Source organism: Vibrio sp. Vb2880 (genome assembly GCF_033337975.1).
GTDB lineage: Bacteria > Pseudomonadota > Gammaproteobacteria > Enterobacterales > Vibrionaceae > Vibrio > Vibrio alginolyticus.
Map to the genome: position 1 here is coordinate 46,718 of NZ_JAWORT010000024.1, position 20,687 is coordinate 67,404.

Sequence of the window (20,687 nt, forward strand, 5' to 3'; positions counted from 1 at the left end):
AACCCATATTTTAAAGTGAATTCAAAAATTGAGATCACGCGCAAATTTGGTTATGAGGATAAGTTATGGCTGGTAGTAGTGTCATCGTTATGGGCGTTTGTGCTAGTGGTAAAAGCACAATTGGTGAGCATCTAGCGAAAAAGCTAGGGCGTAAATTCATTGATGGTGATGATCTTCATCCACGAGCGAACATTCAGAAAATGGCATCAGGCCAGCCTCTGAACGATGATGATCGCAAGCCATGGCTAGAACGCATTCGTGATGCGGCGTACAGCCTAGAAAGCAAAAACGAGCACGGCATTATTGTCTGTTCAGCACTGAAAAAGATTTACCGCGATCAGATCCGCGAAGGTAACGACAACGTGACCTTCCTGTTCCTTGATGGCGATAGGGAGTTGATCCTTAATCGCATGCGTATGCGCAAAGGCCACTTCATGAAAGAAAACATGGTGAAAAGCCAATTCGAGACGCTAGAGCGCCCAGACAACGAGCCTCAAACTCTGATCGTCAGTATCGACGGAGACATCAGCGACGTGGTGGAACGCTCTGCCGCTGAGCTAATCAAAATGCAAGCGTTCGAGGTGGCGTAATGACTCACTCTGTTGTTCTTGAGGTCACACAACGTTTGACCGAGCGCAGCCGTGAAGCGCGCGCTGCGTTTCTTGCTCGCACCGAAGTGCAAACCGAAGCTGGCAAAGGCCGTGTTGGTTTATCTTGTGGTAACTTAGCCCATGCAGTCGCCGCTTCTTGCTCTTCTGAAAAGAAAAATATTCTCGATTTTACTCATGCCAATGTCGCGCTGATCAGCGCCTACAACGACATGTTGAGCGCCCACCAGCCGTACCAAGACTACCCAACGCAAATCAAACAAGTGCTGGCGGACTACGGCCATACAGCGCAAGTCGCAGGTTGTGTGCCAGCGATGTGCGATGGGGTGACTCAAGGTCAAGCAGGCATGGATATGTCGCTGTTTTCGCGTGACTTAATTGCTCAATCAACGGCGTTGTCTTTGAGTCACAATGTCTTTGATGCCACATTACTGCTTGGCATCTGTGACAAAATCGCACCGGGGCAACTGATGGGCGCGCTGTCTTACGCTCACCTACCAACGGCGTTTGTGCCAGCGGGTCTGATGGCAACAGGCATCAGCAACGAAGAGAAAGTCGACGTGCGCCAAAAATACGCAGCGGGAGAAGTCGGCAAAGACGCTCTGCTGGATATGGAGTGTCGCGCTTACCACTCTGCGGGTACGTGTACGTTTTACGGCACCGCCAATACCAACCAGTTGGTGTTCGAAGCCATGGGCTTGATGCTGCCAGGTTCAGCATTCATTCATCCCCATACCCAACTGCGTAAAGCGTTAACCGATCACGCGGCTCTGAAAATCGCCTCAATGACGGCGGGTTCTGCACACTTCCGTCCGTTGGCAGAAGTGGTCACAGAAAAGAGCTTGGTCAACGGCATCATCGCTCTACTCGCATCTGGCGGCAGTACCAATCACACCATTCATATGATCGCCGTGGCGCGTGCTGCTGGCATCTTGCTCACGTGGCAAGACATCAGCGATCTGTCGGATGTGGTTCCTTTATTAGCGCGCGTTTACCCGAACGGCCCAGCCGATATGAACGCGTTCCAAGACGCGGGGGGCGTGCCAGCGTTATTGCACCGCTTGAACGAATCCGAGCTTTTGCATCGCGATGTGAAACCCGTGTTTGGTGAATTTGAAGACCAGATAACGCTACCGAGTCTTGTCGATGGACAACTGACTTGGACACCGTGCCAAGGCAGCCAAGACGGTGACGTGATCGCTAAACCGGATGCCACTTTCCAAAATACTGGCGGCACTCGCGTATTGACTGGCAACTTAGGCAAAGCCGTGGTGAAAGTGTCTGCGGTGAAAGAAGAGCAACGCGTGATTGTGGCACCAGCGATCGTATTCCAATGCCAACACGAAGTGGAAGCCGCATACAAACGTGGCGAGCTGAACAAAGACTGCATCGTTGTGGTCACACACAACGGCCCAGCGGCAAACGGCATGCCTGAACTGCATAAACTGATGCCAATCCTCGGCAACGTGCAGAAAGCGGGCTTTAAAGTCGCGCTAGTGACGGACGGTCGTTTATCTGGTGCATCCGGTAAAATTCCGTCTGCGATTCACGTTTCTCCAGAAGCCATTCGTGGTGGCGCGATTGGTTTAGTGCGCAACGGTGATTTGATTCGCCTTGATTGCCAAACGGGCGAACTGAACAACTTAAGCGACACCACTGGTCGCGAGTTGATTCATTTCGATACCGAATCGACCCAACAAACTTGGGGACGAGGCTTGTTTAGCGTGATCCGCCAAAACGTATCGAGCGCAGAAGAAGGCGCAAGCTTTATTGTTTAAGGCGAGAAGAAAGACCTCGTCGTTCCGACGAGCCCAAGCAAGATCAGGAATTTAATATCAACGTGCTGTGAAGACAGAGAAAACACCTCTGCCACTGCACTTTTTGTTGGTAGATTCTGAATCACGCTCGTCCCTCGCTGTTCAGAATGACGAGCTTTGAGATTGGCCACCGCTCTTTCTAAAAACGAATGAATCCGTCATTCCGACGAGCCTAGGCGAGATCAGGAATCTAATATCAACGTGCTGTGAAGCCAGAGAAAATCCCCTCTGCTACAGCACTTTTTGTTGGTAGATTCTGAATCTTGCTCGTCCTTCGCTGTTCAGAATGACAAGCTTTAGGATTGGTCACTGCTCTTTCTAAAAAAATGAATCCGTCGTTCCGACGAGCCTAGGCGAGATCAGGAATCCACTATCAACGCGCTGTGAAGCCAGAGAAACCCCCTCTCCCACAGCACTTTTTGTTGGTAGATTCTGAATCACGCTCGTCCCTCGCTGTTCTGAATGACGAGCGTTGGGATTGGCCTCAGTTCTTTCCAAAAACGAATGAATCCGTCGTTCCGAAGAGCCTAAGCGAGATCAGGAATTTAATATCAACGTGCTGTGAATCCAGAGAAAGCACCTCTGCTACAGTACTTTTTGTTGGTAGATTCTGAGTCTTGCTCGTCCTTCGCTGTTCAAAATGACAAACTTTGGCGGTTGATCACGGTTCTTTCTAAAAAATGAATCCGTCATTCCGACGAGCCTAGGCGAGATCAGGAATTTAATATCAACGTGCTGTGAAGCCAGAGAAAACCCCTCTCCCACAGCACTTTTTGTTGGTAAATTCTGAATCACGCTCGTCCCTCACTGTTCAGAATGACGAGCTTTGGGATTGGCCACTGCTCTTTCTAAAAAACGAATGAATCCGTCATTCCGACGAGCCCAGGCGAGATCAGGAATCTAATATCAAGGTGCTGTAAAGCCAAAGAAAACCCCTCTCCCACAGCACTTTTTGTTGGTAGATTCTGAATCATACTCGTCCCTCGCTGTTCAGAATGACGAGCTTTGAGATTGGCCACCGCTCTTTCTAAAAAACGAATGAATCCGTCGTTCCGACGAGCCTAGGCGAGATCAGGAATCTAATAGCAAAATGCTGTGAAGCCAGAGAAAACCCCTCTTCCACAGCACTTTTTGTTGGTAGATTCTGAATCACGCTCGTCTCTTGCTGTTCAAAATGACGAACTTTAGGATTGGCCTTTGTTCTTTTTAAAAATGAATGAGTCCGTCATTCCGACGAGCCTAGGCGAGATCAGGAATCTAATATCAAGGTGCTGTGAAGCCAGAGAAAACCCCTCTTCCACAGCACTTTTTGTTGGTAGATTCTGAATCACGCTCGTCTCTTGCTGCTCAGAATGACGATATCTAGCATTCATTAAATTACATCAAGCGGTCTTCATCACCACGACGGCAGCAATCACCACAAAGATACCAAACCAGCCGATTGGTTTGAGTTTCTGCTTAAACAGCAAGGCTCCACCTACTGCGGTACCCAAGATACCGATCGCGCCCCAAGAGGCATAAGCAATGGCTAAGTCGATCTCTTTCACCGCTTGTGCCAACAGCGTGAATGCTGTCAGTACCAACACAATCGCCGCAATGCCCCAGCCTTTATATTTAAAACCTTTTGAGCGTGTCAGCGCCATATTGGCCATGATATCGACCAAGGCAGCCATCACGACAAATCCAAATGACATCGTAAAAAATTGACTCATGATTCGCACCTTGTACTAGTAGAAAATGAACGTTCTTTTGCCGGTTTATCGGCATTTTTCTTGGCGTTAGGTTGACCATGTGATTCCCCTAAGGTCACACACACAATGCCAACCACAGCTAACATCAAACCAAACAACTCTTGATGGTTTAAGTGGGCATCAAAGGCGATGATCGACACCACGGTGATCAACGAGATACCCAACCCTTCCCAGACAGCGTATGCCACACCGATAGATATTTTCTTCGCGGCAAACGCGAGAAAGTAGTAAGAGATTGCGATCAGCACATACATTACGATGTAGCCCCACCACCCGTGCCCTTGTCCGATAAGAGACATAGTGCTGGTGCCAGCCACTTCGGCAACGATGGCGAGCAATAAAAATAGACGTGCAACTAGCATGATTAATCCTCCATCAGAAATTAAAAAAATGCATAACGGAGAATGGTGAATGCCGCGTACCTGTATCGACATTCAAAAAGTTAAAAAGATAAAAATGAGCCACTTCTCCTGACTATTTGAGATAAGGTTAGCGCTGGGTAGGAAAAAGAGACAGGTAATTGAGATATTCATTTTTGAATATCTTAAGAAGTAAGTTGTCTATGTAATCACACAACATTGATAAGGTTAAAGTATCTACTCTCATTCAGCCTATGCCATAAAGTGACATCACTGCGTAAAAATCAGCGGCGTATTGAGGGTTTGTCGCACCACTTTATGCAGGTGTCTGTGCAAAGGATGGTTGCGGTTGGTTTGAAGGAAACCGCCAGAGACAACAAACTGGCTAAACTCACGATTAACGGGTGGCATTGCGTAAGAGGCGAGTTCTGGCATCAACAATGCCGAGCTTTGACTGGCATACATAATCGCGTCGGTTTCTTGCAACATTTGGCAAGCCAAACGCAAATTATAGGACTTCAGTAACACTACTGGCTCATAACCCATGCGTCGATACTCGGACTCCACGGTACAAAGCGGTTTATATGACGCAGGCGCAGGCAAAGAGACAAGTGGTAGTTTGGACACCGTGTACCAATCATTGCTGACTTTCGACAACGTTGGGTGGTTTTTGCGCGCCAAAATCACTCGTTTTTCAACGAATAACGGGCGCATGTAAATGTCTTTCGACAGCTCGGTCTCTTGGTCAAGAATGCAGTAATCGTGCTCGCCTTCTAACATTTCATCGTGCGAGTAAGTATTCCAGCTGGAAAAAGCAAAGTGCGCTTTGGGAAAGGCTCGATGACAACCAGTGAGCAGTCGCTGCCCTTGTTCATCCATCAAATAAGGGTCAGTTACAATCGCAATCTGCCCTTGGTATTGCAGCGGGTCGAACACTTCAAATTCTTGCACCACTTTTTCCAGTGGTGCAACCATATTGTCGAACTCGGCGGCGAGACGAATCGCCATGGGTGATGGCTCTACCCCATGTGCTTTACGCACAAAAAGCGGGTCATCAAACACTTGTTTCAACTTCATCACGCCGCGGCTGGCGCTCGGTTGAGAAATGCCAAGCTGCATTGCGGCCAGCTTGATGCTGCGGTTTTCCACCACGGCTTTTAATAAACGCATTAAGTTGAGATCCAATGCATCCAGCTGATGTGCCATACCCTAACCTACCAATACCATTGATGAGCGAATACAAAGAGCAGTTAACAATTAGTTAAACACTCTCTCCCGACGTGATCTGATAACCCATATCGAAGACTTTTTCTTCTTGCGTTTCGCCTTTCAGGCGCGCAATTAATAGCTCTGCGCTCTTTACACCAATTTGGAAACGCGGCGTATCAACGCTGGTCAGTTTCGGGCTGATGGTTTGACCGATATCCAGCGCGTTATAGCCCGCCACTGCCAATTGCTGTGGAACTTGAATGCCACGTTGCTGCGCACTCAGCATGGTGCCAATTGCGATGTCATCGTTGGTACAGAACACCCCATCGAGCGTTGGGTGCGTTTCCAGTGCGCGTTCGAGCAAATCATGCGCTAAAGAAAAACTAGAATGATCACCAGTTAATACATGTTTGGGTTCTAGCCCTGCTTCTGTCATCGCGCGATCGTAACCTTGCATCCGCAATTTGGTTCGCGTATCCAGACGCGCGCCAAAATAGACGATTGTACGCTTCCCCGTATCTAGCATCTGCTTAACCACGGTGTACGACGCATCTTCATGATCGAGTCCAACCGCCATATCAATCGGCTCCGATGGCAGTTCCATGGTTTCGACCACCGGAATGCCCGCATTTTTGATCATCTGTAATGTACGCGGCGTGTGATGGCTTTCAGTTAGAATAAGTCCATCGACTTGATAAGAGAGTAATGACGCGATCTTGCGCTCTTCTTCAAGCTCATCGTAGCTAAAATGCGCTAAAAGCGTCTCATAGCCATTGGCTTTGGTCACCATCTCTATGCCCTGAACAAAGGAAGCAAAAATTTGGTTGGACAAAGACGGCAGTAAAATACCAATGGCTTTACTGGAGGACTTTGACAACATCGCCGGTGCACGGTTTTCGATGTAACCCATCTCTTCAATCGCAGTCGCAATCTTAGCCCGAGTCTTTTCTGCCACCGATTCAGGGTTACGCATATAGCGTGAAACGGTCATCTTCGTGACGCCAACCTGGTCTGCGACATCCTGCAATGTCGTACGAGTTTTCTTATTCTGTTGAGCCATAAATATGTGATTTATCAGTAATGTTACAAGTAACATTATGACGAATAGACTCTCTGCCGACAAGCTCAGTGAAAATAATTCGCAAAATGAGATGAATATCAGTGGGAGAGCGTGTTAGCAAACGCATCACAAAGAAACGCCACTCAAATAGCGATAATATTTGAGACCGCAAAAAAGCCCCGAACTCGGGGCTTTCTTCTATATTTTGACCGCAATATCTGAGTCGTTATTTCACGCACACCACGTTCAATAATGAGGTCCCGGTGAGCTGATTGGGCTCACGATCGGCGAACAAACCTTTCTTATCTTTGCCCCAATACGGCAGTTGCAGTGGCCATTGATTTTTTTCCATCACCCCAGACGCCCTCAGCGCTTTAAACTCTGCAGGGTTGGCTAAGCTCATACCCAGTTGCTGACATACTTTGTGCGAGTTTTCGTAGTTGAGGCGGTTCCACGGCTTACCATGTTCCATGTAAAACTGATTATGGTGATCGAGTAAATATGGGACCACGTACGTTTTGCCTTGTAAGGAGGTTCTCAACCGAACTTCAATGTCATCATTCCCGCTCACAACTGGCTTCGCTTTGGTCTTAGCAACAGGCTTGGACGAAGAATTATCACGTGTATTTTTTACCTTGGTCTTTGACTTCTCTTCCGGAGCTTTAAAGGTGTCGGTATCAGCTCGCACGGCAGGAACTGGCGCGGGTTTCGGGGTCACCGTCGGTGTTGGCTTAACCGAAGATGCGGCTGATTTCGACGATACAGTAGATTTAGGTGTAGGTGGTGTTACTGGTTGTTTCGTCCCTTTCCCAACCACTCGGATGAACGACTCTTTGTAATTCGACAAGGTTTTGACTCCTCGTAAGTCATCCCTCGCATCAGACAATGCCTTGTAAGGTCCAATCAAACAGCGATAGCCTTTGGATTCAGGCTTCATCCATACGTCAGTCGTGATTTTACTATAGAGAGGCTTAGCTTTCGCGAGAGACATAGGCTTGGGTAGCAATCCGCATTGAATCCAGTAAAGGTAGTTGCCCCCCTGCGGCACTTTCTTTCCCCATACTCCGTTACCAATTGGGCACGTTTTCTCAAGCATCGGTAATTCTTTCTCGCTGGCTTGAGTGGCTTGGCAAAGGAACTCCTCCGCCGACACTGGGCTAGAAAACTGGGCGCATACCAGCAACAAGCCGAAAGCTAGGCTTGCTTGGAAGATACGAGATGGGTGTTGTGCCTTCTTCATTTCCATACACTTCACTCTAAATTAGTGGGTAAGGTCATTATGGCGGCAAAGCGCCAAAAAAATGTGAACAAAGAATAACTAGCAAAAAAAGAGCCGGAATTTGCATCCGGCTCTCAGTTTAGGAAGGAATTAAGCGAATTTACAACGCTTGGCGGGAAAATTCTTAACCTTTGTACAGTTTCGGGTTGAATACATCTCGTAACCAGTCACCCAATAAGTTGATAACCAGAACCAGTGTAACCAACACGATGCCTGGGAAGGCAGTAATCCACCACGCACCTGAGAAGATGTAGTTAAAGCCGATGCTGATCAGCGCACCTAGTGACGGCTGATCAACAGGAAGACCCAAACCTAGGAATGACAGTGCCGCTTCCGACATGATCGCGTTCGCTACCTGTACCGTCGAGATAACCAAGATTGGCGATAGACAGTTCGGCAGAATGTGACGGAACATGATTCGCGGAGCTTTAAAGCCCATCACACGCGCCGCTTCGACGTATTCTTTCTTCTTCTCTGCCAATACCGAGGCACGAATAGTCCGTGCGTATTGCGGCCATTCAGCCACACCGATGATCACCACCAGCATCACCACTGCGTATTGGCTGTAAAAATCGCTGCCAAAGCTGGCTTTGAAAATGGCCGATACGATGATCGCCACCATCATGGTTGAGAACGATAGTTGAACATCCGCAAAGCGCATCAAGAAGCTATCGATACGACCACCGAAGTAACCCGCCGACAAACCAATGATGATACCCAGAATCAACTGAAGACCGACGGCTAAAAAGCCTATCGTCAAAGACAAACGAGAACCGTAAAGAATGGTCGATAAAATATCACGGCCTTGCTCATCAGTACCAAGAACAAAACGCTCATCGCCATCTTCCATCCACGAAGGTGGCAACTCAGAATCCATGATGTCGATAGACGTCAGATCGTACGGGTCTGTTGGCGCAAGAATCGGTGCAGCCAATGCCAATACTAAGAACATCATAAAGACGGTAAAACTCGCCATCGCCACTTTGTCGCGTTTGAAGTAATACAGAAAATCTGACTCTTTGAAACGCTGCCACGCTGATGGAGCAGGAGCTGGTGTTAAATTTGATTGGCTCATGATTAAGCTCCTTTTCCAGTTAGGTTCACAGTTGGGTTGATGATGCCGTACAGCAAGTCAACGATGGTATTGGTTACCACGAAGATCAGACCAACAAAGATAACGTAGGCAGTGATCAGCGGTGTATCTACACGGTTGATTGCCTCTAGGAAAAGGAAGCCAGTGCCCGGCCATTGGAACACGGTTTCAGTAAGAATGGTGTAGGCCACCATGGTACCAATCTGCACGCCACCTACCGTCAATACTGGTAGCATGGTGTTCTTAAGTGCATGTTGGTAATAAATCTTTTGTAAGTTCAAACCTTTTGCTTTGGCGAACTTAATGTATTCCGAACTCAGTACTTCCAGCATTTCTGAACGTACCAAACGGATGAACAACGGCAGCATGATAGACGCTAGCGCAATACAAGGTAGGATGAGGTGCTTGATACCATCAATGGTAAAGAAGCCAGATTCCCAACCGAGTACGTTAGCGGTTTCACCTCGCCCATAGGAAGGCAACCAACCGAGTTCTATTGAAAAGACATACATCAGCATGATTGCGGTTAAGAACACCGGAATCGAGATACCGACACTGCTCATCGCCATCACAAATTTGGTAAAAACACTCTTAGGATGAATCGCAGAGTACACCCCAAGCGGAATAGAGAAAACAATGATGATAAGCGTCGCGCCAAACACGAGCTCTAATGTAGCCACCAGCTTGTCGAGAATCACCTCAACCGCAGGTCGCTTGAAAAAATATGAGGTACCCAAATCACCTTGCAGTGCATTACCCACAAAGCGCGTGTACTTTGTGATAAAGGGATCGTTCAGGCCCAAGTCGTCGCGTAGCGCTTGACGCTCCGATTCCGAAACCGACTGACCTACAAGCTCACGCAGCGGATCACCCAGGTTGTCCTGAATGGCAAACGCCACCAAACTGATCACAAACATCACTATCAGTGCCTGAAACAGGCGCTTGACCAGAAACGAAAACATTCCTTGCCCCTTAACTATCCATAGATCTCTAAATTAGAGAGAAAATTCAGTCTAAATAACCAACTCAATCCGACTGAAACAAAATTGAGTCGAGTGCTTTAAGTTGAGGAGGGAAATCCATCCCTCCTCAAAGTCGACTAACCGTGATTATTCAACCACTAGGTCACCGAAGTAAGGCATTACCATTGGGTTAACGATATCTGCCGCTTTCACGTTAGACTTCGCGCCCCATGCTTCACTTTGCCAGTGTAGCGGTACGAATGCTGCGTCGTTGTATAGTGTCGCTTCTACGCCCTTCAGCATTTCTGCACGTTTCGCAGCGTCCGTCTCTACGTTCGCAGCTTCAACTACTTTGTCCATTTCTGGGTTTGAGTAGTAACCACAGTTGTACTGACCACGACCGGTTTCTTCGTTACGAGTCATCGTTAGGAACTCGTTGAAGTTCGCTGAGTCTTCTGTATCTGAGTGCCAACCGATCATCAGCATGTCTGCCGCACACTTGTCGAACTCAGGCCAGTACTGCGCTTTTGGCATGGTCTTCAGATCAACCTTGATACCGATCTTAGACAACATTGCCGCCGCCGCTTGTGCTACTTTCGCATCATTCACGTAACGGTTGTTTGGTGCGATCATCGTTAGCGTCAAGCCATTTTCGTAACCCGCTTCTTTCATCAGCTCTTTCGCTTTCTTCAGATCGTAGCGAGGAACCAGTTTGTCATCGTGACCCACGTAACCTGCCGGGCTTTGCTGACCAGCGGCCGTTGCGAAGCCTTTCATGATTTTCTTCACGATACCTTCGTTATTGATTGCGTGAACAATCGCTTGGCGAACGCGAACGTCTTTCAATGCTTCGTTGCTGTTTTGGTTTAGTTGGAACGTGATGATACGAGTACCAGGTAGCGTAACTAGGTCGATGCCGTCAGCATCTTCAACGCGTTTGTGGTCGTTTGGCGCTACAGGGTGAATCATGTCAACACCGCCAGAAAGCAGCGCTGCTACACGAGTCGCGTCTTCTTTGATTGGAACAAGTGTTAGCTTATCAACGTTACCTTTCGACTCTTTGTCCCAGTAATCTTTAAAGCGTTCAAATTCCACTTTTACGCCCTGCTCACGTGATGTCACGATGAACGGACCCGTGCCAGAAACGTTAGTCGATGCGAATGAGTTACCGTGCTTCACTAGTTCAGACTTGTCTTTGCCGTCTGCGGTTTTACCCGTGTAGAACTTGCTGTCCATAGGGAAAATGTACGTTGCGGTTTGCAACACTAGTGGGTAAGGACCTTTAGTTACAAGATCGAATGTGTTGTCGTCAACTTTGACGATTTTTTCGTACGGGTCGAAGATGTTTTTAAAGTCAGGAGAGCTTTGTAAACGCTGGAACGTCCACACGACGTCGTCAGCCGTTAGAGTATTGCCAGAATGGAATTTCACACCTTCACGTAGTTTGAAACGAACAGTCGTATCGTTAATACGTTCCCAGCTTTCTGCTAGGCGAGGCTCGAAATCCATTTTTTGAGTAAAGCGAACCAACGGATCAAATACCATGTGTGACATTTGCAGTGTGCCACCTGATAGCTGCTCATGTGGGTCAAGCGATACTGGGTCAGCTGCATAGCCAACTTTGATATCTGCTGCCATTGCGTTAAAGCTTAGGCCCGCAGCCATTAGCGCCACTGCTAATTTGCTTTTCATGGTTTTCATTTGCATAACTCCTTCATGCGGGGATACGGATCCCTTGTTGTTGTGTTTGCGTCTTTGTTATGACTAAAGGTTAGCCAAGCGAATTGCTTGGTTTATGCCGTTTCGATCTCTTCTCGCAAGCCAGTAAACTCCGGCATCAGAGAAATCAATTTTTTGCTGTATTCGTGTTGAGGTGCCGTGAATAACTGTTCTGTTGGTGCCACTTCTAAAAGTGTACCCATTTGCATCACACCTACTCGGTCACACATCTGACGAATAACAGGTAAATCGTGGCTGATAAACAACATAGTCAAGTTCAGCTCACTTTGCAGATCTTTCAGCAAGTTTAGAATTTGTGCCTGTACCGATACGTCCAGTGCTGAGGTCGGTTCATCACAAATCAAAAGTCGAGGACGAGTCGCCAACGCACGCGCAATAGAAATACGCTGACGCTGACCACCGGAGAATTCATGAGGGTACTTAAGCCCAGCCATTCGACCCAAACCAACATGATCCAATAAGTCATTCACGATTTGGCGAGTTTCCGACTCGTTTTTCGTCAATTTATGGAAACGGATTGGCTCAGCAATAATATCGAATACCTTCATACGAGGGTTCATTGAAGTATATGGGTTTTGGAACACCATCTGCATTTGACGACGCATCGGGCGGCGCTCTTTCTCAGAGGTTAAAGCGGTCAGGTCAATGCCCTCGAATTTCACCTGACCAGAGTTAGGTTGGTATAAACCAGCAATCACACGTGCAATGGTCGATTTACCTGAACCAGACTCGCCCACCAAACCAAAGGTTTCGCCTTCGTGCACTTCAAAGCTCACATTATTAGATGCTTGCACGTATTCTCGGCGGCTCTCGAACAAAGAGTCTTTGGTCACAAAGCGAAGATTGACGTTCTTCACGTCCAAAAGCGGGCCAGTGTACTCACGCTCATCTTGGCTTTGTCCTAACCAGTGGTTCTTGATATCGAGTGGCTCCATTTCCGCCGCTTCTTCGATATAGCTTACTAACGGGAAACGATCTAGCTTTCTGTCTGAACGTGGTACCGCTGAAATTAGACTGCGAGTGTAAGAGTGATCAGGATCGCCCAATACTTTGGCTGTTGGTCCAAACTCCACCAAGTCACCACGATACATTACCGCCACGCGATCGGTGACGTTGGAGACGACACCCATATCGTGAGTAACCAACATACAGCCGACATTGTTCTTGATACACAGCTCGCGGATCAAGTTGAGGATTTGGTCTTGGATAGAAACGTCTAACGCCGTAGTTGGTTCGTCCGCGATGATGAGATCAGGCTCACCAGCCAAAGCAATGGCAATGACAACACGCTGACGCATACCACCAGAGAATTGGTGCGGGTACTGTTTTAAGCGGTTTTCTGGTTGCGGAATACCAACCTGCTGCATAAGAGAAAGCGCGCGCTGATACGCCTCTTCATCAGAGACCTTCATGTTGGCGTGGATCGTCTCTTTCAGCTGTTGCTCAACAGTAAAAAGTGGATTGAGCGAGGTCATCGGATCTTGGAAAATAAAACCTATTTTCGAGCCGCGAACCTTACGCATCGCTTCTGGTGATAGGCCAGAAATTTTTTCTCCATCCAAGAATACATCACCGCTAGCAACGCGACCTGGGGGACTAAGCAAATCGATAACAGCGTTACCAACGGTGGATTTACCCGCACCTGATTCGCCAACAACACCCACGATTTCACCACGTTCAATATGAAAAGAAAGTGACTTCACGGCAGCGTGAACGCCGTGTCGGGATGGGTATTCAATACGAAGGTTTTTCACTTCTAATAGTGACATTTCAGACCTCTACTGCCTTGTCTGTGGTATCGAATCATGCCAAAGGCACCATTCATCACCTGAATGAATCCGTTCAAATTCAGAATAATACTCTGAAATCTTAATGCGGAAATAATTTGGCAAAAATCACACAAAAAAGCAACAATTAAAGTATATTCCGCCGAAAAAACATTAAATAAACGCACAATTAGCGAATAAAAATGCATTAACAAGTATTTAACCATTTTCATATCACACTATTTTTGTGCGTCATGCACCAATAAAACTAGAAAAATGCTCTAAAAGTAAACATGAGCTAAACAAGATCATTAACCGCATTATTCATGTGTATTTATTAACATTTAACAAACAATATCATATGCAAAAAGTGTTTTTTCAACATAAAAAACTATTAATAAAATAGTCGGCAAATACAAAAAGCCAAACTTAGGAAGAGAAAGGATAGGTCAAAACGTGAACAAAACAGCAAAACCACACAAATCATGCTCCAATGCAGATTATGCGCCACTTAAGCGGTTTATTGACTAAGCAAAGGAAAGTACCGCTATCCTCATTCGTACGTCATAAGAAAACTCGCCGATTTTAACCCTTTACGACACAATTGAGAGTGGGATAATAGATGAACAGTGTCAAAGCCAAGCCGTAAATAAAAGGAGCCCCTGTGCTTAAAGCGATTTTTTTTGATATGGACGAGACTTTATGTGCAACGTCACAAGCCGATAAAGTTGCAGGACAAGCGTTTACAACTTGGATTCATAAAACCTACCCACAAGTGACTGAGCCAAAAGCGTTTTTGCAGCGCTACTTACAGGGTGTATACAAAAAGCTGAATGCTGAGTTCCCTCACCTTGTGGCTCTGCTACCCGATGAAAATGCCTTCCGTTGTGGCCTGATCCAAAACATCTTGGCGGAGCACGGCGTCAACATTACTGCAAAAGAGGCTCAACAAGCTCAAGACTACTTTGACTCTGCACGTATGGGCGCGTTCACTTTCTTCCCTGGTGTAAAAGAAATGCTCAGCGACCTTCGTCAACATTACAAACTCGTCGTGATCACTAACGGCCCGATTTTTTCTCAACACCCTAAATTAAACGCGACACAAATGAGTAACTGGGTGGACCATATTATTGTGGGAGGAGAAGAGCCAGAAGAGAAACCTGCTACAAGTATTTTCCAAAAAGCGCTCGACTTGGTCGAAGTAAAACCAGAAGAGGCTCTACACGTGGGCGACTCTTTACCTGCTGACATTGCTGGCGCTAACAATATGGGCATTTTGAGTGTGTGGGTGAATGCGACAGGCGCAAGCAACTCAACGGATATAACGCCAAGTTTTGAAATCCAAGAAACGGTAGAACTGAAAGAAATCCTTAAAACACTCGCCCAATAAAATCAGCGGATTAGAAAACTACAAAACCCCAGACACTGCTCTGGGGTTTATTTTGTCAGCTCGAAAAGCATTTGGATCATAGGTGGTCAAAAGCCCCTAAAGCTGTACACTTTTGGGGAAAATTGAAATGGAATGCCGATTCTTTTCAGGAGAGATGCAAAAAAGCCCCAGTCTTTCGACTGAGGCTCTAAATAGCGGTCGGTGAAGAGCCGAATTCTAACTTCAGGCGAACCCCACTTGGGTTCAAATCCATTGATACATTACCGACTAATACAGTCCAAGCGAGATCATAAACTCTAAAACGACGAAAGCCTGCTAAAAAGCAGGCTTTCTAATAGTGGTCGGTGAAGAGGGATTCGAACCCCCGACCCTCTGGTCCCAAACCAGATGCGCTACCAAGCTGCGCTATTCACCGAACTGTATTTGCTGATTTTCTCAAATCAGACAGGACACTTCAACTAAGAAGTCACCATTAATTAATGGGGTGGCTAACGAGATTCGAACTCGCGACCACCGGAATCACAATCCAGGGCTCTACCAACTGAGCTATAGCCACCATCAATTTTTTCTGTTTACCGCTCTATATAGCCATAAACTAAATAGTGGTCGGTGAAGAGGGATTCGAACCCCCGACCCTCTGGTCCCAAACCAGATGCGCTACCAAGCTGCGCTATTCACCGACGATGTTTTATCTTGATTAAATCAAGATTGGGAGCAATGCTACCGCATTCAATCTAAAAAAGAAAGAATGGGGTGGCTAACGAGACTTGAACTCGCGACAACCGGAATCACAATCCGGGGCTCTACCAACTGAGCTATAGCCACCACTGATTTTTACCGATGTATCCTCCGAGGCAATGGTACGCCCGAAAGGATTCGAACCTTCGACCTTTGGCTCCGGAGGCCAACGCTCTATCCAACTGAGCTACGGGCGCATGCCCTATCGGCGGAGTGGAATAATACGGATATCACTCTATGCCGTCTAGTACTTTTTTTACTTTTTTTATCGTTTGGTCTCTTTTTCGACAGTTATCTTCCGTTAAAGTGGATTTTTGATGTGATTCACGCCCTGTCATGGATAACTTGTTGTTTATTGCAACAAGTTATCGGGATATAATCACCCATTATTTACATTGATTTAACAGCTGCAACCAAGTTGTTTAATCATTCTATGCCATTCAGTGGAATTTAATGATTTCTCTGCTCGGCATTAATACTCTAACTATATAAATAGGTAAGTCACTTACCTCGGGAATGTGAAGTGGGTTTAATGGATATGTCTCGACAAATGATTAGCGTTTTGTTCGCTGCCTTAACGTTTTCTACGGCAGCTTTAGCTTCTGACATCAGCCAAACTGAATACGATGCGATCGCAGAACGCATCCAACCTGTCGGTGATGTTTATCTAGCAGGTTCTGAGCCAGTGAAAGAAGAACCAACCGGTCCACGTGATGGCGCCACAGTTTATGGTACTTTTTGTATTGCTTGTCACGCATCTGGTGTAAACGGCGCACCTAAAACAGGTAATGCCGATGATTGGGCACCACGTATTGCACAAGGCAAAGATACGTTAGTGAAGCACGCATTAGAAGGCTTCAATGCGATGCCAGCCAAAGGGACCTGTATGGACTGTTCTGACGATGAAATCATCGCAGCAATTGACCACATGATTGAAGGTCTATAAGTAAAGACATCAACGAAAAAGGCTTGCCAGTTGGCAAGCCTTTTTGTTTTTAGTCAGTGAGAACAAGGTTACTTTACTTCTTAAACATTGCTCGAATATTGGCAATGTGTGCTTGACCTTTCGCCATACGCTCTTCTGCTGATACTGGCTTTTTGTTTACTTCCCATTCAACGTCATCAAATGGCAACTCATCCAAAAAGCGGCTTTGAGTCGGTTTGATCAACTCGCCGAACTGCCGACGCTCTTTGCACATAGTGAAAGTCAGTTCACGTTGCGCTCGAGTAATACCAACGTACATCAGGCGACGCTCTTCTTCCACGTTATCTTCATCAATACTGGTTTGGTGCGGTAAAATACCTTCTTCGGACCCAATTAAGTATACATATGGGAACTCAAGGCCTTTTGATGCGTGCAAGGTCATCAGTTGTACTGCATCACTGTCTTCATCTTCTTCACCGCGCTCCATCATGTCACGCAAGGTCAAACGTTGAACGACTTCTTTTAACGTTTTCTCTTCTTGATCGTAGTTGTCACCCTCTAGGTCCGCCACTATCCATGAATAAAGGTCAGAAACGTTCTTCATTCGCATTTCAGCGGCTTTCGGACTTGCTGAAGTTTCGTATAGCCAATCTTCATAATGGATATCACGAACTAGCGAACGAACCGCTTCGACGGTATCACCACGCTCAGCTTGATCAGCAATCGCCACTAGCCATTGGGTGAAACGACGCAAGTTTTCTAGACCACGTCCCGTTAGGTGCTGTTCGAGCCCCATTTCAAAGCTCGATTCAAACAGGCTCTTCCCTCGCATATTGGCATAACTGCCTAACTTCTCTAACGTTACTGGGCCAATTTCACGTCGTGGAGTATTCACAATGCGCAAAAATGCATTGTCGTCATCCGGATTAACCAAAACGCGCAAATACGCCATGATGTCTTTAATCTCTGCGCGCGCAAAAAACGAGGTGCCGCCAGAAATTTTATACGGTACACGGTTTTGCATCAGAGACTTTTCAATCAAACGTGATTGGTGGTTACCACGATATAGAATCGCATAATCTTTATATTCGGTACGGTTTAGGAACTTATGCGCAATTAGTTCACCCGTTACGCGCTCTGCTTCGTGCTCTTCATTTTTAGCCAACAACACTTTGAGTTTTTCACCGTCAGGAATTTCAGAGAACAGGGACTTCTCATAGACGTGAGGGTTGTTAGCTATCAAAATGTTGGCCGCACGCAGGATTCGACTCGTTGAACGGTAGTTTTGCTCTAGCTTAATCAAACGCAAATTCGGATAATCTTCACCCAGCAACACGAGGTTCTGAGGTTTCGCACCACGCCATGAATAAATAGACTGATCGTCATCCCCTACAACCGTCAATCGTCCACGTTCTCCGACAATTAATTTGACCAGCTCATACTGACTCGTGTTGGTATCTTGATACTCGTCAACCAGTAGGTAACGGATACGATTCTGCCAACGCTGACGAACGTCTTCATGATTACGTAAGAGTAAAACGGGCATCAAAATTAGGTCATCAAAATCAAGCGCGTTATAGGCTTTCATTTGCTTTTGGTACATATCAAAACAGAACGCAAACAATTGTTGCTGTTCACCTTGCGCACGCGCTTTGGCTTGCTCTGGCGTCAACATGTCGTTTTTCCAGTTGGAAATACAACTCAGAAGCTGACGTAGAAGATCTTTATCACCATCAAGCTGCTTTTCAGTAAGCTCTTTGAGCAGCGCTAGCTGGTCTTGGTCATCAAACAGTGAGAAGCCCGCTTTCAACCCTAAATGCTTGTACTCACGCTTGATGATGTTCAATCCTAAAGTGTGGAATGTTGATACCATCAAACCTTTAGACTCACCTTTCCCTAACGTTTGACCTACACGCTCCTTCATTTCACGTGCTGCTTTGTTGGTAAACGTCACCGCCGCAATGTTACGCGCTTTGTAACCACATTGCTGAACCAGATAAGCGATTTTATTGGTAATAACACGAGTTTTGCCCGAGCCAGCACCAGCTAGCACTAGGCATGGACCAGACACGTATTTCACGGCTTCATCTTGACTAGGGTTCAGCTTCATAGAAATTCTCTGCGGGTGATGAATGTGGCGCCTATGATAAAGGGGTGGCCTCGTGAAAGCTATGCTGATTTCTTGTAATTTTTACACCTATTAAGTGCAATATTCTGTTGCATAAATGGCGGGTATTTAAGCTATAATGAATGAACGTTCATTCACTAAAGGGTGACATTATGAAGGATAACCCTGCTGTAGATAAACGAGAACAAATCTTAGTCGCTGCTGAACAACTCATTGCTGAATCTGGCTTTCAAGGGCTTTCCATGCAAAAGCTCGCCAATGAGGCAGGTGTCGCAGCAGGGACGATTTACCGTTATTTCTCAGATAAAGAACATCTTTTAGAGGAACTACGCCTTAACGTTGCTAAGCGTGTTGCTACTGCGGTGCAACTAGGTGTTAGTGAAGAGATGCCTTTAAAACAGCGTTATCGAACCATGTGGCTCAATATTTGGAATCTAGCGAGCTCGAACTTAAGTGCGATCAGCAACCGAGTCCAATATGAATCTTTACCCTGTTCAAATAGTAGCAAAGCTCGGGAACTTGAGAGACAAATGTTTGCCCAAGTAGATCTTCTTTTTAATCAGGGTAAAGACGAGGGAGTATTCAAGCTTCTCGATAACGAAGTACTTTCTGGATTAAGTTTTGAGGCAAGTGTTGCACTTGCTCGGAAACACGCTTTGGGATTTTATCAACTGGATAAGACGGCATTAGAGGCCGCTATTGAAGCCAGTTGGGATGCAATTATTAAACACTAACTTGGAGTTCTTAATAGAATGAAAAAGTGGATTTTGATGCTATCAATTGTTTTATTACTTTTTGGTAGCGTTGTTACATACAGACTAATTGATATCAAAGACAAAATGGAGCAGTTTGCCAATCGCCCTGAACCAGCATTCCCAGTAACCGTAACTGAAGTGCAAGCGGTGGATTGGGTACCAGTCATCGAGGCAATTGGTTTTATCGAACCAAATCAAGGCGTGACGGTAGCGAACGAAACGAGCGGTGTTATCGATAAAATCGCATTTGATTCCGGTACTCAAGTCAAAGCAGGTCAGCCACTAGTACTGCTTGACTCTGACGTTGAGAAAGCGAATTTAAAGAGCTCGCAAGCCAAGTTGCCAGCAGCAGAAGCGAAATACCAACGCTACCAAGGGCTATTTAAAAAAGGCTCTATTTCTAAAGAAGCGTATGACGAAGCAGAAGCGAACTACTTCTCCTTAAAAGCGGACATTGAAAGCTTGAAAGCGACCATCGACCGACGCGAAATCAAAGCGCCATTTGATGGTGTAGTAGGTATTCGTAACGTGTACCTAGGTCAGTACCTACAAGCGGGTACCGATATTGTTCGCCTGGAAGACACCAGCGTGATGCGTTTACGCTTTACCGTGCCGCAAACCGATATTTCACGTATCAATATCGACCAAGAAGTGGATATCTTTGTTGACGCTTATCCAGACCAACCTTTCAAAGGGTCTATTTCTGCGATTGAACCAGCTGTAAACGTACAAAGTGGTTTGATTCAAGTTCAAGCGGATATCCCTAACAGTGACGGCAAACTGCGTAGTGGTATGTTCGCGCGTGCAAACATCATTCTGCCTAAGTTAGAAAATCAGGTCACTCTACCTCAAACCGCGATCACATTTACGCTATATGGCGACAATGTTTACATCGTAACAGAAGAAGATGGCGAAAAACGCGTTAAGCAGCATGTGGTAAAAGTTGGCGAACGCTCTAAAGATATCGCACACATTCTAGAAGGCGTGAAGCCAGGTGATGTGGTAGTGACATCGGGTCAAGTCCGTTTGAGTAACCATGCGAAAGTAAGCATTGTCGAAAGCGATGCAACTACCCCACCTGCTGAAACACCAATGCTTTAAGTTGGA

16 protein-coding genes and 5 tRNA genes are annotated in these 20,687 nt (G+C 46.4%); 6 read left to right on the top strand and 15 right to left on the bottom strand.

The genetic code is table 11. From position 1 onward, the window contains the following. Positions 1-65: 65 nt before the first annotated feature. A complete protein-coding gene (locus tag R7M92_RS20535) occupies positions 66-590 on the top strand; it encodes a gluconokinase (protein ID WP_213904112.1) in 525 nt (174 codons plus the stop codon). Further along, positions 590-2,386: a phosphogluconate dehydratase gene (gene edd, locus R7M92_RS20540; RefSeq protein ID WP_065274992.1), complete on the top strand. Its 1,797-nt coding sequence runs from the start codon at positions 590-592 to the stop codon at positions 2,384-2,386. The genes R7M92_RS20535 and edd overlap by 1 nt, the downstream gene beginning before the upstream one ends. 1,421 nt (positions 2,387-3,807) lie before the next feature. Here edd and R7M92_RS20545 read toward each other — a convergent pair. The 9 genes from R7M92_RS20545 to R7M92_RS20585 all read right to left on the bottom strand — a co-directional run bounded on the left by R7M92_RS20545 (position 3,808) and on the right by R7M92_RS20585 (position 13,647). Then, positions 3,808-4,137, bottom strand: coding sequence for an SMR family transporter (locus R7M92_RS20545; protein ID WP_005478614.1), 330 nt, complete (start codon positions 4,135-4,137; stop codon positions 3,808-3,810). Beyond that, entirely contained in the window at positions 4,134-4,538 is a 405-nt protein-coding gene (locus R7M92_RS20550; protein WP_005384225.1) for an SMR family transporter, read from the bottom strand. The genes R7M92_RS20545 and R7M92_RS20550 overlap by 4 nt, the downstream gene beginning before the upstream one ends. Positions 4,539-4,805: 267 nt before the next feature. Continuing rightward, positions 4,806-5,741: a LysR family transcriptional regulator gene (locus tag R7M92_RS20555; protein ID WP_318134119.1), complete on the bottom strand. Its 936-nt coding sequence runs from the start codon at positions 5,739-5,741 to the stop codon at positions 4,806-4,808. Positions 5,742-5,796: 55 nt separating this feature from the next. Further along, a complete protein-coding gene (locus tag R7M92_RS20560; protein ID WP_017636149.1) occupies positions 5,797-6,804 on the bottom strand; it encodes a substrate-binding domain-containing protein in 1,008 nt (335 codons plus the stop codon). A gap of 226 nt (positions 6,805-7,030) precedes the next feature. Further along, a complete protein-coding gene (locus tag R7M92_RS20565; RefSeq protein ID WP_318134121.1) occupies positions 7,031-8,050 on the bottom strand; it encodes an SPOR domain-containing protein in 1,020 nt (339 codons plus the stop codon). Between the two features lie 157 nt (positions 8,051-8,207). Next, on the bottom strand, positions 8,208-9,158 hold the full coding sequence (locus R7M92_RS20570; RefSeq protein WP_005384239.1) for an ABC transporter permease: 951 nt from the start codon (positions 9,156-9,158) through the stop codon (positions 8,208-8,210). A gap of 2 nt (positions 9,159-9,160) precedes the next feature. Beyond that, positions 9,161-10,138, bottom strand: a complete 978-nt coding sequence (locus R7M92_RS20575) for an ABC transporter permease (protein ID WP_005379110.1) — start codon at positions 10,136-10,138, stop codon at positions 9,161-9,163. A gap of 147 nt (positions 10,139-10,285) precedes the next feature. Then, positions 10,286-11,839: an ABC transporter substrate-binding protein gene (locus R7M92_RS20580; protein ID WP_186584564.1), complete on the bottom strand. Its 1,554-nt coding sequence runs from the start codon at positions 11,837-11,839 to the stop codon at positions 10,286-10,288. Between the two features lie 92 nt (positions 11,840-11,931). After that, entirely contained in the window at positions 11,932-13,647 is a 1,716-nt protein-coding gene (locus R7M92_RS20585) for a dipeptide ABC transporter ATP-binding protein (RefSeq protein ID WP_005379108.1), read from the bottom strand. Between the two features lie 661 nt (positions 13,648-14,308). Between R7M92_RS20585 and R7M92_RS20590 the strand changes: the two genes are divergently transcribed. Then, complete coding sequence (locus R7M92_RS20590; protein WP_258479428.1) at positions 14,309-15,034, top strand: HAD family hydrolase; 726 nt, start codon at positions 14,309-14,311, stop codon at positions 15,032-15,034. A 338-nt stretch (positions 15,035-15,372) separates the two neighbouring features. Here R7M92_RS20590 and R7M92_RS20595 read toward each other — a convergent pair. The 5 genes from R7M92_RS20595 to R7M92_RS20615 all read right to left on the bottom strand — a co-directional run bounded on the left by R7M92_RS20595 (position 15,373) and on the right by R7M92_RS20615 (position 15,969). Next, a tRNA-Pro gene (locus R7M92_RS20595) sits at positions 15,373-15,449 on the bottom strand. A 65-nt stretch (positions 15,450-15,514) separates the two neighbouring features. Next, positions 15,515-15,590: transfer RNA gene (locus R7M92_RS20600), tRNA-His, on the bottom strand. A 47-nt stretch (positions 15,591-15,637) separates the two neighbouring features. Beyond that, positions 15,638-15,714, bottom strand: a tRNA-Pro gene (locus R7M92_RS20605). 69 nt (positions 15,715-15,783) lie between these two features. Next, positions 15,784-15,859: transfer RNA gene (locus R7M92_RS20610), tRNA-His, on the bottom strand. Between the two features lie 33 nt (positions 15,860-15,892). Then, positions 15,893-15,969: transfer RNA gene (locus R7M92_RS20615), tRNA-Arg, on the bottom strand. A gap of 335 nt (positions 15,970-16,304) precedes the next feature. Here R7M92_RS20615 and R7M92_RS20620 point away from each other — a divergent pair. Next, positions 16,305-16,718, top strand: coding sequence for a c-type cytochrome (locus R7M92_RS20620; protein ID WP_005384252.1), 414 nt, complete (start codon positions 16,305-16,307; stop codon positions 16,716-16,718). 73 nt (positions 16,719-16,791) lie between these two features. Here R7M92_RS20620 and rep read toward each other — a convergent pair whose 3' ends face one another. After that, complete coding sequence (rep, locus tag R7M92_RS20625) at positions 16,792-18,807, bottom strand: DNA helicase Rep (protein ID WP_005379104.1); 2,016 nt, start codon at positions 18,805-18,807, stop codon at positions 16,792-16,794. Between the two features lie 170 nt (positions 18,808-18,977). Here rep and R7M92_RS20630 point away from each other — a divergent pair, with 170 nt between their 5' ends. Beyond that, entirely contained in the window at positions 18,978-19,559 is a 582-nt protein-coding gene (locus R7M92_RS20630) for a TetR/AcrR family transcriptional regulator (protein ID WP_005384254.1), read from the top strand. Positions 19,560-19,577: 18 nt separating this feature from the next. Further along, positions 19,578-20,681 (top strand): efflux RND transporter periplasmic adaptor subunit, encoded by a 1,104-nt coding sequence (locus tag R7M92_RS20635; RefSeq protein ID WP_318134123.1) that lies wholly within the window; start codon positions 19,578-19,580, stop codon positions 20,679-20,681. Positions 20,682-20,687: the final 6 nt, after the last annotated feature.